This window comes from Janthinobacterium salmonicoloratum (assembly GCF_051380845.1).
Classification (GTDB): domain Bacteria; phylum Pseudomonadota; class Gammaproteobacteria; order Burkholderiales; family Burkholderiaceae_D; genus Janthinobacterium; species Janthinobacterium lividum_F.
In genome coordinates this window covers 216,246-229,074 of the sequence record NZ_JBNYXV010000007.1, presented here as the reverse complement: position 1 = coordinate 229,074, position 12,829 = coordinate 216,246, and the positions used below count along the sequence as shown (strand labels likewise).

Below are 12,829 nucleotides of genomic sequence, written 5' to 3'. Positions count from 1 at the left end.
GAGAACAGTATGAGCGACGCACCGTATTTTGAACGCCACGTTTTTTTCTGCATGAATAAACGTGAAGACGGCCGCAACAGCTGCGGCGACCATGGCGCGGAAGCGGCGCAAAAGCATTGCAAGCGCCGCATCAAGGAGCTCGACATGAATGGCGCGGGCAAGATCCGCATCAACCAGGCCGGCTGCATGGACCGCTGCGAAGAAGGCCCGCTGCTGGTCATCTACCCGGAAGCGACCTGGTACACCTATGTCGACACCAGCGATATCGATGAAATCATCGATACGCACTTGGTGGGCGGCAAGGTCGTCGAACGCCTCAAGATTTAATGCCAATTTAAGAGATACCCACCAGTATGAGCATCATGAACAGAAACTCGGAAAAATTTACCCTCGCCGGCCATGCAGGCAGCATGGAAGGCTTGCTCGATTTCCCGGCAGACACCCCGCGCGGCATCGCCCTCGTTGCCCATCCGCATCCGCTATACGGCGGTACGATGGATAACAAGGTCACGCAAACCCTGGCGCGCGCCTTTGTCGCCCTCGGTTACGTGGTGGCGCGCATCAACTTCCGCGGCGTGGGCGCCTCGGAAGGCGTGCATGACCATGGCGCAGGCGAAACGGATGACATGCAATTGCTGTATGAACACATGCGCGGCCTGTACCCGGGCTTGCCCGTGGCCTTGTCCGGTTTCTCGTTCGGCACCTTCGTGCAATCGAAACTGCAGGAGCGCCTGGCCGCCGCCGGCACGCCCGTCGAGCGTCTGGCGCTGATTGGCAGCGCGGCCGGCAAGTGGGCCATGGCCGATATTCCCGCCGATACCATTTTGATCCACGGCGAACTGGACGACACGATTCCCCTGTCCGCCGTCTTCGACTGGGCTCGTCCACAAGACATTCCCGTGATCGTGATCCCCGGCGCCGACCACTTTTTCCACCGCAAGCTCAATCACATCAAGAACCTCGTGATTGCCCTGTGGCATGGTGACAAACCCGCCATTGCAGCAGATGATCATTGAAGTGTGGGCTTACTAGCGTCTCCACGGCTATAATTGATCCGTTTTTTCCACGCGGCCATGTAAGCAGCAACAACATGGCCCTCAGCCTTCATCTTTTTCGCAGACCAGCCTCCATGAAAAAACTTTTAGCGGCACTGGCCTCCAGTGTATTTTTCTTTTCCGCCGCCTACGCCCAAAGCGTTCCCGCACCGACCATCGCCGCCAAGTCCTGGCTGTTGCTTGACGCCACCAGTGGCCAGATCATTGCTTCGCAAGATCCGGACGCGCGCATCGAGCCGGCATCGTTGACCAAGATCATGACGGCTTACCTGACATTTGCCGCCATCCGCGAAAAGAAACTGGCGCTGGACCAAAAAGTGAATGTCTCCGTGCGCGCCTGGAAAGTCGATTCGAGCAGCTCGAAGATGTTTATCGACCCGGCCACCCCTGTGTCGATCGACGACTTGCTGCACGGCCTGATGATTCAATCGGGTAACGACGCCGCCGTGGCGCTGGCTGAAGCTGTTGCCGGCGATGAAGGCACTTTCGTCGTGCTGATGAACCGCGAAGCGCAACGCATGGGTCTGAAAAACACGCGTTTTGCCAATCCGCATGGCTTGCCTAGCCCGGATAACTATTCCACGGCGCAAGACTTGTCCGTGCTGGCCAAACGCGTGATCGCCGATTACCCGGAATTCTACAAAATCGATTCCGTGAAAAGCTTTACCTACAACAAGATCACCCAGCCTAACCGCAACCGCCTGCTGTGGCTGGACCCAACCGTCGACGGCATGAAGACGGGCCACACGGAAGCGGCCGGCTATTGCATGATCGCGTCGGCCCGCCGTCCGGGCGGCACCGGCGAGCGCCGCCTGATCTCCGTTGTGCTGGGCACCACGTCCGACCAGGCTCGTACGCAGGAAAGCCAGAAGCTGCTGAACTGGGGCTTCCAGAACTTCGATACGGTCAAGCTGTACTCGAAAGGCCAGGCCGTGGCAACGCCGGAAGTGTGGAAGGGCTCGAAGGGCACCGTGAAAATCGGTTTCGCCCGCGACGTGCTCGTCACCGTGCCAAAAGGCATGGCTGCCAAGATGAAACCGGTGCTGGAACGCAAGGACCCGCTGGTTGCGCCACTGGCTGAAAACGCCCCTGTCGGCAAGCTGAAAATGATGGTTGACGACAAAGTCCTGCTGGAACTGCCGGTCGTGGCGCTGGAAACCATCAACCAGGCCACGATCTTCGGCCGCGCCTGGGATTCGATGCGCCTGTGGATGAAATAAGCAGTTAGCGTTCCGCATAAAAAATGCCCGCATCGCTGCGGGCATTTTTTTCGTCCGTAGACTTTACTTCGCCGGCGCATCCTTCAGGTGCGGCTGGCGCGCCACGGGCGGAAAGGTGCCGTGGCGGCCTGCCGCAAACGTCGCTTCCGTCTGCGACGCTGCCACCGGCACGGCCACTTTGCGCACCTTGGCCACCTGCGCCGCCGTCACCGGTGTACCGCGGTTACCCCAGCTGGTCTGGATAAAAGTCACCACCTGGGCAGTTTGCTCATCATTAAAAATGTCGGCATATGGCGCCATCGTCAGCGCCGACGGCGCCGTACGCGTGGCCGGCACGGCGCCGCCCGACAGCACGATGTTGATGGCGGAAGTCGGATCGTTCGTCTGCAGCACGGCATTGCCCGCCAGCGCAGGGAAGGCCTTGTCGTAGCCCTTGCCGTCGGAACGGTGGCAACCGGCGCAGCGGTCCAGGTACAACTGCGCGCCCTTGGAATTGACGATACCGCTGAACAATTGCTTGCCCAGCTTGTCATCGGCTACGAACGCCGGCGTGGCCGGATTCGATGGCGGCAGGGATTTCAGGTATTTCGCCATCGCCGCCAGGTCGCCATCCGTCATGTGCTGCATGGAATGGGCCACCACGTCGTTCATGGCACCGAACGAGGCCGTATGGCTGTTGCGGCCCGTCTTCAGGAATTCGGCGATCTCCACCGCGCTCCAGCGCGCCAAGCCGCCGCCATGTTCATTGCGCAACGAGGGCACGGACCAGCCGTCGATCACGCCGCCACCGGCCAGGAAGGTGGTATTACCGACGTCCGTCAGCGATTTTTCCTGCATGCCCACGCCGCGCGCCGTATGGCAGGCGCCGCAGTGGCCCAAGCCCTGCACCAGGTAGGCGCCGCGCAGCAATTGCGCGTCGCCGGTAACTGGCGCCTTGTAGGGCTGCGGCGTGGGGGCAAACGCCCAGCGCCAGATGGTCAAGGGGAAACGCATCGACAGGGGCCATGGAATGTCGGCCGCCTTGTTCGGCGTCGGGTCCGCTTTCACGCCATGCATGAAGTAGGCGTACAGGGCTTGCATGTCCGCCTCGCTCAGGCGCGAGTACGACGGGTAGGGCATGGCCGGATAGACGGTGTAGCCGTGTTTCGTCACGCCGGTGCGCATCAGCTTGTCGAAATCGGCAAAGCTCCAGTCGCCAATGCCGGCCTTCTTGTCGGGCGTGATGTTGGTGGAATATACCTTGCCGATCGGCGTTTCCATGCCCAGGCCGCCGGCGAACGGCTGCCCTTTGGCACCGGCCGTATGGCAGGCGATGCAGTCGCCGGCGCGGGCCAGGTATTCGCCCTGGCGTATCAGCTGGGCGTTCGGGACGGTGGTGGTGGCTGCGCCGGCAGACCAGGCGGCGCCGGAGGCGAGCGCCAGCAGCAGCGCGCCCAGTGTATTGGTGAATGTGTTGTTCATCTTCTTGTTCTTTATCAAACGACCAGGGGACGGGGATCTTTCAGGTATTGCTCGCGGATGGCCTTGGCCGACCAGTAGGTCAGCGCGCAAGCGAGGCCCGTCGGGTTGTAGCCAATGCCGACCGGGAACACGCTGGAACCGACGGCAAACACGTTATGCACGTCCCAGCTCTGCAGGTAGCGGTTGACGACGCTGGTCTTGCGGTCCGCGCCCATGGCCGTGCCGCCCGCCCAGTGGGTGGTCTGGTAGTTGCGCAAGTCGAGGTGGTCGCCCACGTTCTTGACGGAGACCTTGATCGCTTCCGGATTCATGGCCTCGGCCACCTTCATCATCTTGTCAGTGACGAAACGGCTCATCTTGATGTCGTTTTCCTTCCAGTCGAAGGTAAAGCGCAGCAATTGCTGGCCATACTTGTCCGTGTAGGTCGGGTCGAGGTCGACATAGCAGTCGCGGTAAGTCATGTTGGCGCCGTGGCAGTCGAACGAGACCGTGTTCAAATAGCTCTTCTTGACGGCCTTTTTCCAGGCTGCACCCCAGGCGGGCGTGCCGTCCGGCGTGGCGATACCCGAGATGGGCTTGGAGCCGGCCGGGTTGCACCAGGCGGGCGAGCCGCCGACAAAGCCCAGTGGGCCATGGTCGAAATTGTCGCCATTCCAGTCATCGAGCGCGACACCGGTACCGCCGGCGCCGATGAACGGGTTCGTGTTCGTGTCTTCCTTGAAGAAGGTCTGGATGGTGGACATCATCTGGTAGGCGATATTGCGTCCCACCACGCCTTCATTGCTGACAGGATCGTATGGCTTGCCGATGCCCGACAGCAGGAACAGATGCGCATTGTTGTAGGCAAAGGCGCTGGCGACGACCAGGTCGGCCGGTTGCTCGACGGCCTTGCCGTCCGCATTGATGTAGGTCACGCCCGTCGCACGTTTCTTGCTACCGTCGAGATTGATGCGCACGACGTTGCAATTGGCGCGCAATTCAAAATTAGAGACCATGCGCAGGGCCGGCATGATGTTGACGTTGGGCGACGCCTTGGAATAGTTGTAGCAGGCGTAGCCGGAGCAGAAGCCGCAGAAGTTGCACGGGCCCATCTGGCAGCCATACGGGTTCGTGTACGGCCCGGATGCGTTCGACGAGGCGTTGACGAACGGATGGTAGCCGACGGCCTTGGCCGCGCGGCGGAACAGTTCGGCCGTGTACGGCACTTTTTGCGGCGCCAGCGCGTAATTGTCGGAGCGGTCTCCCTCGAACACATTGCCGTCGCCGACGACGATGCCGTTCACTTTATACGCCTGGCCCGAGGTGCCGAAGACTTTTTCCACGAAATCGAAGTGCGGCTCCAGCTCGGCGTAAGTCACGCCAAAGTCCTGGATCGTCATGCCTTCGGGAATGAATTTCTTGCCGTAACGGCGTTCGTAGTGGCTGCGGATTTGCAGCTCTTCCGGCAAGACGCGCCAGTGCATGCCCGACCAGTGCAAGCCCGCGCCGCCCACGCCCGTGCCGGGTTTGAAGGCGCCGATCTGGCGATACGGCACGGCCACGCCCGTGATGCTGTGGCGGAAAGTAAATGTGCTCTTCGACATATCCTGGAACAGCTTGCTGCGCTGGATATAGGTCAGCTCGTCGAGGGTTTTCGGATAGGCGCCGTCGGGATAAGTGTCGCGGTACTCGCCGCGTTCCAGCGCGACCACGTTCAGGCCCGCTTCCGTCAATTCCTTGGCCATGATGGCGCCGGTCCAGCCGAAGCCGACAATCACGGCATCGACAGGCTTCATTTTTACATCTGGTTTGATATCACTCATGATGGTTTTTCTTTTTCTTTGATCGGGTACTAAAAGTTTTACGCTATGGATACCGGCGGAAGAGGATATTTTTTCCCGTACTGCTCGACCCAATCCATGTAGTCGGCGCGCGCGCCAGGGAAACCCACCATCTTCCAGGCCAGCATGTCTTTGTTACCACCGTGCACGGGGTCGCAAAAGTAGCCTTCGCGCGTGTTTTGCAGCAGCTGGTTGAAGAAGATTTTCGACGGCACTGCGCCGATATCCAGGGTGCCCTTTTGCAATTGCGTAATGACGGCGTCGCGTTCGGCCGCGTTCAGCTGCACGAAAGGCTTGCCGGACTGCTTGTTGATGGCCGTATTCACGCCGGCCAGGGCGCTCTTGTACAGCTCGCGTGGCGCCATGTGGAACTGGTAGCCGAACTGTTCGATCGACGGCACGAACGGCCCCTGCATGTACCACAGCGCGCCGTACGCGTACGGTGTGTTCATCTGCGCGTCGATGAATTCATGCGCGCCGGACTCCAGCGCACCCGGCCCTTCGCCGTCGGCGGGGATCAGCCGGTCGACCAGTGCGCTCAGGGTGGCCCACTCGGTGGCGTCGAAGAAGCGCGGTGTATAGGCAGGCTGGTCTTTGGAGACGGCCATGGCCAGGCCGCCGCCGGCACCGGCCAGCAAGGCCACGGCAGGCGCTGCGCCGACGGCCTTGCGCAGGAAGTTACGCCGATGGGGCGAAATCCCGATGATTTTCATAGGTTTTCCTCAGGCGGCACAGGCCGCCACAGTGATGGATGTGGGAGTCAGAAAGAAAATGCGGGCAAGCGCCGCTGAGATTGCAGATTTCACGTAGAGATGACTGATGTATCGCGGCGCGGCGCATCCGCCTGTCGGTTAATTGACCAAGATGATTGACAAGCAGTTGCTTTGCATTTACGGTGCGCATCGTACCATAATTAAAAGAAACATTCAGAGACAGGTTTAACGTGATCAAAAAAGAGGCTGTGCCGCGTGGACGCCCGCGCAAGGCGGGTGTGGAAGATGCGGTGCTGGAAGCGATCGTCATGCTGGTGCGCCAGCATGGACTGGAAGCGGTGACGATACAGATGGTGGCCGACTCTGCCGGAGTGGGGCGCCAGACGATCTACCGGCGCTGGCCGCGCCGCGAAGACATGCTGCTCGACGCGCTCGTCAAGCGCACGGCGGAAAAGCTGCAGCGCGCGCTCGACATGCCGGACGGCCAGGAAATCGAGGCGATCTGCGCGCGCATCTTCGACAACCTGAACGCCGATGGCCGCTTCACCTGCGATCTCTTGGTGCTGATCCACAATGATGCGTCCGCGCAGCTGCGCTTTCGCGAACAGATCGTTGCGCCGTGGATCACCCTGGTGGTGCAGCGCCTGGTTAACATCGGCGTGCGCGCCGACCTCGACCTGCGCCTGTTCGCCTTCATGCTGCAATCGGCGCTGGTGTACCAGATGCAACTGGGCGGCCAGCTCGACGATGCCCTGCAGGAGCGCTGCTGCCGCTTCATACGCAGCATGCTGTAGCTGGATATAATCATCACGATTATCCCCCGCTACCATCAGAAAGCCAGCCCATGAGCCATGTATTTCCCGCCAGCCTGCAAGCGCCGCGCAGCCGTTTAAGCAGCAACGGTCCCGAACTGTCGCTCATCGTCGCCGGCATGTGGCGCATAGGCGAGTGGAATATGTCGGCGCAGCAACGCCTGGCCTTCATCGAGCAATGCCTGGCGCTGGGCGTATCGAGTTTCGACCATGCCGATATCTATGGCGATTACAGCGCCGAAGGCCTGTTCGGCGAAGCGCTGGCCTTGCAGCCGGGCTTGCGCGACAAGATGGAGCTGGTCAGCAAATGCGGCATCAAACTGCTGTCGCCGCACCGTCCCGGCCATGCCATCCAGCATTACGACACGAGCGCGGCGCACATCACCAGTTCCGTGGAACAGACCTTGCGCCAGCTGCACACCGACCGCCTGGACTTGCTGCTGATCCATCGTCCCGACCCGCTGATGGATTTCGACGAGATCGCCGGCGCATTTACCCAATTGAAGCAAGATGGCAAGGTCTTGCACTTCGGCGTGTCGAACTTCAGCCGCCACCAGTTCGAGTGCCTGCACCGGCGCTTCCCGCTGGTGACGAACCAGGTGGAATTTTCGCCGCTGCACGTGGCGCCCCTGTTCGACGAAACCTTCGACGGCTTGCAAGACGTGGGGGTGGCGCCGATGATCTGGTCGCCGCTGGCGGGCGGCCGGCTATTCCAGGGTGGCGATGCGAATGTGGAGAATTTGCGCAATGTCATCAAGCAGATCGCCGACCAGCTGCAGCGTCCGTTTGCCAGCGTGGTGTTTGCCTGGATCATGCAATTGCCTTGCCGTCCCCTGCCGCTGACGGGCACGGGACGCATCGAGGCGGTCGGCGTGGCCGTGGAAGGCACGCAGTTTACACTCAGCCGTAGCGACTGGTTCGCCATCCTGCGCGCCGCGCGCGGGCACGAGGTCGCCTAGAGTTTAGTCAATCTCGTCCGGGTCATTGAATACCTGGGGCAGCGCGATGCGCCGCCAGCCCAGGTGCCACGCCAGGTTCAGCGCCAGGGTGGCGGCGATATAGACGGCGAAGAACAGCGCGAAGAAGCTGGTCTTCAGCCACACCAGCAAGGCGATGGCCACGATGAGCACCAGCAGCGCGGCCAGGCTTTTCTTTTGCTTGGAGCTGGGGAAACGCAAGGTCGACACCATCAGACTGCCCACGCCCACCAGCAGCAGCATCAGCAGATAGCTGTGCAGCATGGAATCGATGGGCGCCGGCCAGGCCACCACCACGGCCGCGACACAGGCGGCGCCTGCCGTGATCGGCATACCGACGAAATACAGGGGGTCGGTACGCCCGACATTGACATTGAAGCGCGCCAGGCGCATGGCGCCGCACGCGACAAAGAAGAAGCTGGCCATACCGCCAAAGCGCAGCAGCAGCGGATCATGCACGCCCATCTGCACAAAGCCGTAGCAGTACAACAGGACGGCCGGAGCGCAACCGAAATTCATCACGTCGGCGATGGAATCGAGTTGCACGCCGAACTGCGAACTGGTCCCCGTCAGCCGGGCCACATAACCGTCGAGCGCATCAAACACGCCGGCGAGCACCAGCAGCGCCGCCGCCAGGCGGTAGGCATCCGCATCGCCGACAGTCGCGTTATCGACGGAAATGACGATGCTGGCAAAACCGCAGGCTATCGATAGCAAAGTCACCATGCTGGGCAGGGCGTATTTGGCGCGCTGCAGGCGCGACTTGGGCAATGTGTTCAAATTTGTGGGCAATCAAAGTAGCGGGAATGAGGCAAAGCAGCGGCAAACGCTGCACTATGCTCATTCTACCCTGCGCAGCTGCGGCGCCGTCCGCGCACGAGCGCGCGACATATGTTTTCATGGATGCTCTACAGCGTATGAAAATACCTTAGAATCGTTTTACAGGGCTGCACGCTGGCCCCCACCACTGTCCGCCTACCTATACAGGAGTCAACTTGATTGTCTCGTCACTGCGTTGGAAATACTGGATACCCGCCCTGCTGAGCGCAGCCCTGCTGAGCGCCTGTGGCGGCGGCGATAGCGGCGACAAGACGTCGCTGAGCACCTCGACCCCGGCAGGACAGCTGACACAGGAACCGGGCGCTCCCGTCCTCAGCAACAATATCGCCACCGATGGCATCAACTGGTTCAACTACCGGCGCAGCCAGATCGGTCTGTCGCCACTGGTACGCAACGGCCAGATCGACAGCGCGGCCCTGGGCCATTCCAACTATCTGAATCTCAACAATACGGTGGCGCACGAGCAAGTGCAGGGCAAGCCCGGCTTTACGGGCGTCAAACTGGGCGACCGCCTGGCCAAGGCCGGCTACGTCGTCACGACGCTGCAGGGCGAAGTCATCGCCGGCGCAAGCAACACGTCGGGCTTTTACCTGGCCGAAGAGCTGGTCACGGCCATCTATCACCGCTTCGTCATTTTCGAGCCGCTGTTCAAGGAAGGTGGCGCGGGCGCGGCCGTCAGCGGCGCCGGTTATGCGTATTTCACCACCGACCTGGCCGGCAACCGCAGCTATGGCCCCGGGCTGGCGGCGGGACAGATCGTCACCTACCCCTTTGGCGGGCAGCAGAAGGTGGCCGTCAGTTTTTCCAGCGATAACGAATCGCCCGATCCCGTGCCGAACCAGGACGTGGTCGGCTACCCGATCAGCGTGCATGCCAACTACGGCACGTCCGTCAGCGTGACGACGTTCAGCGTGCGCCAGCGCGGTGCCGGCACCGACCTGGCGGTGCGCCTGCTCACCAGCGGCAACGATGCGCATACGCCGGTCTCGGCCGCATCCATCATTCCACTGGCGCCCTTGAGTGCGAACACCAGCTATGACGTGAGTTTCATCGGCATAGTCAATGGCGCGGACGTCACGCGCAGCTGGTCCTTCACGACACGCTAGGCGGCAGGCTGGTGCCAAGCGGGCGCAGTGTCGAGGACGACTAGATGTAAAATAGAGTTCCTGCTTTACGGCAATTGACAAGTTTTGGGGCGCTCTGCACAGCATGCTGAAACCACACGCCACTTGCGATGATGATGCCGCCCTTGCGGCATCCGACATGGTCCGCATTCTCGATGTCGAGAACGGACTGGGCCGCATCATGGGCGACCGTATGCTGTACCTGAAAATCCTGCGCCGCTTCCTGCATGACCACGGCACCACGCCGTGCCAGATCCGCGCCGAATTCGACATGGGCAATTACGCTTCCGCGCGCCTGAAGGCGCATACCCTGAAAGGCGCCGCGGGCATGATCGGTGCGCGCCACGTGCATGGCCTGTCGACAACCTTGGAGTCGGCGCTGCGCGCGCAGGCGCCCGACCTGGACCAGCAGATGCTGCAGCTGGAACTGGCGCAGGATCAATTGCTCGGTGCGGTCAGCAGCATGCTGGGCACGCCGGAGGCAACCCATACGGCGGCGCAGGACGTGGCGCCTGACCCGGCCGCACCCGCCATCCAGCTGCTGCTGGCGCGCCTGGCCAGCCACCTGCGCGAAGGCGATGGCGCGGCCATCGACATCCTGGAAAACTCGGCCAGCCTGCTCGCGGCCAGCCTGGGCGTGCACGTCTACCAGGAAGTGGCGGCGGCTGCGCATGAGTTCGACTACGACGGTGCGCTGGCGGCGCTGCTGCGCCGCCGCTAGCCTCCACGCTCAAGGGTGGTATTGCGCCTCTTCCGCATAAGCCATGCCGCAACTCTTGCCGCAAAAGCGGCGCACGGCATCGAGCGGCTTGTCGCAGTACCAGCACGCGCCTTTTGGCGGCAAGGTGGCGATCAATTTCGGCATGGCAGGCAGCGCCACCATCACCTCTTCCTCGCGTTCCACGACGTCCGGCTGTTTGCTGTCCATGGCGCTTCCTTTCCTAGCGGCACTTCTAGGCCGCTCAGCAAGATTACGTCAGCGCAGTTTGAAGCCCATGACATTTCTCAACGGCGACCACGCTTGCCCCGTCGGCGCCTTGAAATTTCCAAACGACAACGTTGTCGCTTCACACTACAATCAGTGTTCCGTTCACTTGCGCTTTCGCCATGAAACACCTCCCTCTGCTGCTCTCCTGCTTGCTGCTCAGCGCCTGCGCCACGCGCGCGCCCACCGCCTATACTCTAAATTCAGGCGCCGAACGCACGCCGGAACAATTGGCGGTGGTGTTCGAACACGCCGACCTGACCTTGCGCATCGACCCGGCCAGCCGCAGCATCGCCGGCGATGCGCGCCTGACCTTCCTGGCGACGCAGCCGATCTCGCGCTTCGCACTGGACCTGGACCGCAACCTGCCGGTCGATGCCATCGAAATCGACGGCAAGACGCTGCGGCCACAGGACTATGCCAATCCGGACGGGCGCCTGAGCATGACCTTGCCGGCCACCCTCGCGGCAGGCGCGCGCACCACCATCCGCGTCGTCTACCATGGCGTGCCGCACGTCGCCGTGAAAGCACCGTGGGATGGCGGCATGGTGTGGTCGAGCACGACCGATGGCGCGCCGTGGATCGCCAGCGCCGTGCAAGGCGAAGGCTGCGACCTGTTCTGGCCCTGCATCGACCACCCGATGGGCAAGGCCCAGCTGATCGACCAGCACATCCAGGTGCCGGCGCCGCTGGTGGCGGCCGGCAACGGCATCGCGCTTGGCATGGATGAGGCCGATGGCTGGCGCACCTGGCACTGGCGCGCCAAACATCCGAGCACCTATGGCATCGCCCTGAATGTGGCGCCCTACCGCAGCCTGCAGGGCGAATATACTAGCCGCTACGGCAACCGCATCCCCCTGCAATTCTGGTACCTGCCGGAAAGCGAAGCCAAGGCGGGCGCCCTGTTCGCGGAATTGCCGCCCATGCTCGATTTTTTTGAAAGCGTCATCGGTCCCTACCCGTTTGGCGATGAGAAAGTCGGCATCGCCGAAACCCCGCACAAGGGCATGGAACACCAGACCATCAATGCCTATGGCAACAAATTCGCCAAAACCAGCTATGGCTACGATGAATTGCTGCAGCATGAATTTGCCCATGAATGGTTCGGCAACCAGCTGACCAACAGCAACTGGGACGACATGTGGCTGCACGAAGGCTTCGGCACCTATATGCAAGCGCTGTACATGCAATATCTGCGGGGCGAGCAAGAGTATTTTGCTTCGTTGCAGCAAATGCGCGCCGGCATCGTCAACAAGGCGCCCATGGTCTCGGGCAAGCCGAAAAGCGAGGAAGAGGTCTACGATCTGAAAAAGGGCGGGCCGGGCGGCGACATTTATGTGAAAGGGGCGCTGGTGCTGCACACCTTGCGCGGCCTGATCGGCGGCGACGCCTTCTTCCGCGCCGTGCGCCTGCTCGTGTACGGCACGGAACAGCCGCAGCCGGGCCAGTTCCAGCCGCGCTATGGCAGCACCAAGGAATTCATGGACATCGTCTACAAAGTCACGGGCCGCAATTACGACTGGTTCTTCCAGACCTATCTGTACCAGGCCGCGCTGCCAGAGCTGTCCGCCGTGCGTGACGGCGACACCTTGCGCCTGCTATGGAAGACGCCTGCTGACCTCGCCTTCCCGATGCCGGTGGAAGTGCGTATCGGCAAGGAAATCCATACCGTTCCCATGTCGCTGGGCTTTGGTGAACTGCCCCTGCCGGCTGGCGACACTTACACGCTCGACCCGCACTCACGCGTGCTGCGCCGCGCCGAGCATATCGAAGCCTTCCAGAAATTCAGGGAAGAGCAGGCCAAGCGCAAGAAGAGCTGAAC

13 protein-coding genes are annotated in these 12,829 nt (G+C 61.6%); 8 read left to right on the top strand and 5 right to left on the bottom strand.

Annotated elements, in window-relative coordinates; all coding sequences use genetic code 11:
- Nucleotides 1-9 precede the first annotated feature (9 nt).
- From ACQ4WY_RS25355 to ACQ4WY_RS25345, 3 genes are all read left to right on the top strand, one after another.
- A complete protein-coding gene (locus tag ACQ4WY_RS25355; protein ID WP_070310269.1) occupies nt 10-327 on the top strand; it encodes a (2Fe-2S) ferredoxin domain-containing protein in 318 nt (105 codons plus the stop codon).
- A gap of 35 nt (nt 328-362) precedes the next feature.
- The gene (locus tag ACQ4WY_RS25350; RefSeq protein ID WP_035828394.1) at nt 363-1,016 is read left to right on the top strand and encodes an alpha/beta hydrolase; all 654 of its coding nucleotides are present in this window, start codon (nt 363-365) and stop codon (nt 1,014-1,016) included.
- Nucleotides 1,017-1,129: 113 nt separating this feature from the next.
- Entirely contained in the window at nt 1,130-2,275 is a 1,146-nt protein-coding gene (locus ACQ4WY_RS25345) for a D-alanyl-D-alanine carboxypeptidase family protein (protein ID WP_353659632.1), read from the top strand.
- Nucleotides 2,276-2,338: 63 nt separating this feature from the next.
- On the opposite strand, the gene ACQ4WY_RS25340 is transcribed toward ACQ4WY_RS25345, so the two are convergent.
- From ACQ4WY_RS25340 to ACQ4WY_RS25330, 3 genes are read right to left on the bottom strand one after another with little or no spacing between them, the layout of a single operon-like run.
- Nucleotides 2,339-3,736, bottom strand: coding sequence for a cytochrome c (locus tag ACQ4WY_RS25340; RefSeq protein WP_436506434.1), 1,398 nt, complete (start codon nt 3,734-3,736; stop codon nt 2,339-2,341).
- Between the two features lie 14 nt (nt 3,737-3,750).
- Nucleotides 3,751-5,538 carry a GMC family oxidoreductase gene (locus tag ACQ4WY_RS25335; RefSeq protein ID WP_436506433.1) on the bottom strand — a complete coding sequence of 596 codons (1,788 nt, stop codon included), beginning with the start codon at nt 5,536-5,538 and terminating at the stop codon, nt 3,751-3,753.
- Nucleotides 5,539-5,576: 38 nt separating this feature from the next.
- Nucleotides 5,577-6,269 (bottom strand): gluconate 2-dehydrogenase subunit 3 family protein, encoded by a 693-nt coding sequence (locus tag ACQ4WY_RS25330; RefSeq protein WP_436506432.1) that lies wholly within the window; start codon nt 6,267-6,269, stop codon nt 5,577-5,579.
- A 248-nt stretch (nt 6,270-6,517) separates the two neighbouring features.
- Between ACQ4WY_RS25330 and ACQ4WY_RS25325 the strand changes: the two genes are divergently transcribed.
- Together ACQ4WY_RS25325 and ACQ4WY_RS25320 are read left to right on the top strand one after the other, a co-directional pair.
- Nucleotides 6,518-7,063, top strand: coding sequence for a TetR/AcrR family transcriptional regulator (locus ACQ4WY_RS25325; RefSeq protein ID WP_436506431.1), 546 nt, complete (start codon nt 6,518-6,520; stop codon nt 7,061-7,063).
- A 50-nt stretch (nt 7,064-7,113) separates the two neighbouring features.
- Nucleotides 7,114-8,040 (top strand): aldo/keto reductase, encoded by a 927-nt coding sequence (locus ACQ4WY_RS25320; RefSeq protein ID WP_436506430.1) that lies wholly within the window; start codon nt 7,114-7,116, stop codon nt 8,038-8,040.
- 3 nt (nt 8,041-8,043) lie between these two features.
- Here ACQ4WY_RS25320 and pssA read toward each other — a convergent pair whose 3' ends face one another.
- Entirely contained in the window at nt 8,044-8,784 is a 741-nt protein-coding gene (pssA, locus tag ACQ4WY_RS25315; protein ID WP_436506457.1) for a CDP-diacylglycerol--serine O-phosphatidyltransferase, read from the bottom strand.
- Nucleotides 8,785-9,053: 269 nt separating this feature from the next.
- Between pssA and ACQ4WY_RS25310 the strand changes: the two genes are divergently transcribed.
- A complete protein-coding gene (locus ACQ4WY_RS25310) occupies nt 9,054-10,004 on the top strand; it encodes a CAP domain-containing protein (RefSeq protein WP_436506429.1) in 951 nt (316 codons plus the stop codon).
- A gap of 103 nt (nt 10,005-10,107) precedes the next feature.
- Complete coding sequence (locus ACQ4WY_RS25305) at nt 10,108-10,743, top strand: Hpt domain-containing protein (protein WP_353659625.1); 636 nt, start codon at nt 10,108-10,110, stop codon at nt 10,741-10,743.
- Nucleotides 10,744-10,752: 9 nt separating this feature from the next.
- Here the strand turns inward: ACQ4WY_RS25305 and ACQ4WY_RS25300 are convergent, their stop codons facing one another.
- The gene (locus ACQ4WY_RS25300; RefSeq protein ID WP_436506428.1) at nt 10,753-10,950 is read right to left on the bottom strand and encodes a hypothetical protein; all 198 of its coding nucleotides are present in this window, start codon (nt 10,948-10,950) and stop codon (nt 10,753-10,755) included.
- A gap of 179 nt (nt 10,951-11,129) precedes the next feature.
- Here ACQ4WY_RS25300 and ACQ4WY_RS25295 point away from each other — a divergent pair, with 179 nt between their 5' ends.
- Nucleotides 11,130-12,827 carry a M1 family metallopeptidase gene (locus tag ACQ4WY_RS25295; protein ID WP_436506427.1) on the top strand — a complete coding sequence of 566 codons (1,698 nt, stop codon included), beginning with the start codon at nt 11,130-11,132 and terminating at the stop codon, nt 12,825-12,827.
- Nucleotides 12,828-12,829: the final 2 nt, after the last annotated feature.

Coding starts and splice junctions, on each gene's coding strand:
- ACQ4WY_RS25355 (WP_070310269.1), top strand. CDS start 10: ATGAGCGACGCACCGTATTTTGAACGCCACGTTTTTTTCTGCATGAAT.
- ACQ4WY_RS25350 (WP_035828394.1), top strand. CDS start 363: ATGAACAGAAACTCGGAAAAATTTACCCTCGCCGGCCATGCAGGCAGC.
- ACQ4WY_RS25345 (WP_353659632.1), top strand. CDS start 1,130: ATGAAAAAACTTTTAGCGGCACTGGCCTCCAGTGTATTTTTCTTTTCC.
- ACQ4WY_RS25340 (WP_436506434.1), bottom strand. CDS start 3,736: ATGAACAACACATTCACCAATACACTGGGCGCGCTGCTGCTGGCGCTC.
- ACQ4WY_RS25335 (WP_436506433.1), bottom strand. CDS start 5,538: ATGAGTGATATCAAACCAGATGTAAAAATGAAGCCTGTCGATGCCGTG.
- ACQ4WY_RS25330 (WP_436506432.1), bottom strand. CDS start 6,269: ATGAAAATCATCGGGATTTCGCCCCATCGGCGTAACTTCCTGCGCAAG.
- ACQ4WY_RS25320 (WP_436506430.1), top strand. CDS start 7,114: ATGAGCCATGTATTTCCCGCCAGCCTGCAAGCGCCGCGCAGCCGTTTA.
- pssA (WP_436506457.1), bottom strand. CDS start 8,784: ATGGTGACTTTGCTATCGATAGCCTGCGGTTTTGCCAGCATCGTCATT.
- ACQ4WY_RS25305 (WP_353659625.1), top strand. CDS start 10,108: ATGCTGAAACCACACGCCACTTGCGATGATGATGCCGCCCTTGCGGCA.
- ACQ4WY_RS25300 (WP_436506428.1), bottom strand. CDS start 10,950: ATGGACAGCAAACAGCCGGACGTCGTGGAACGCGAGGAAGAGGTGATG.
- ACQ4WY_RS25295 (WP_436506427.1), top strand. CDS start 11,130: ATGAAACACCTCCCTCTGCTGCTCTCCTGCTTGCTGCTCAGCGCCTGC.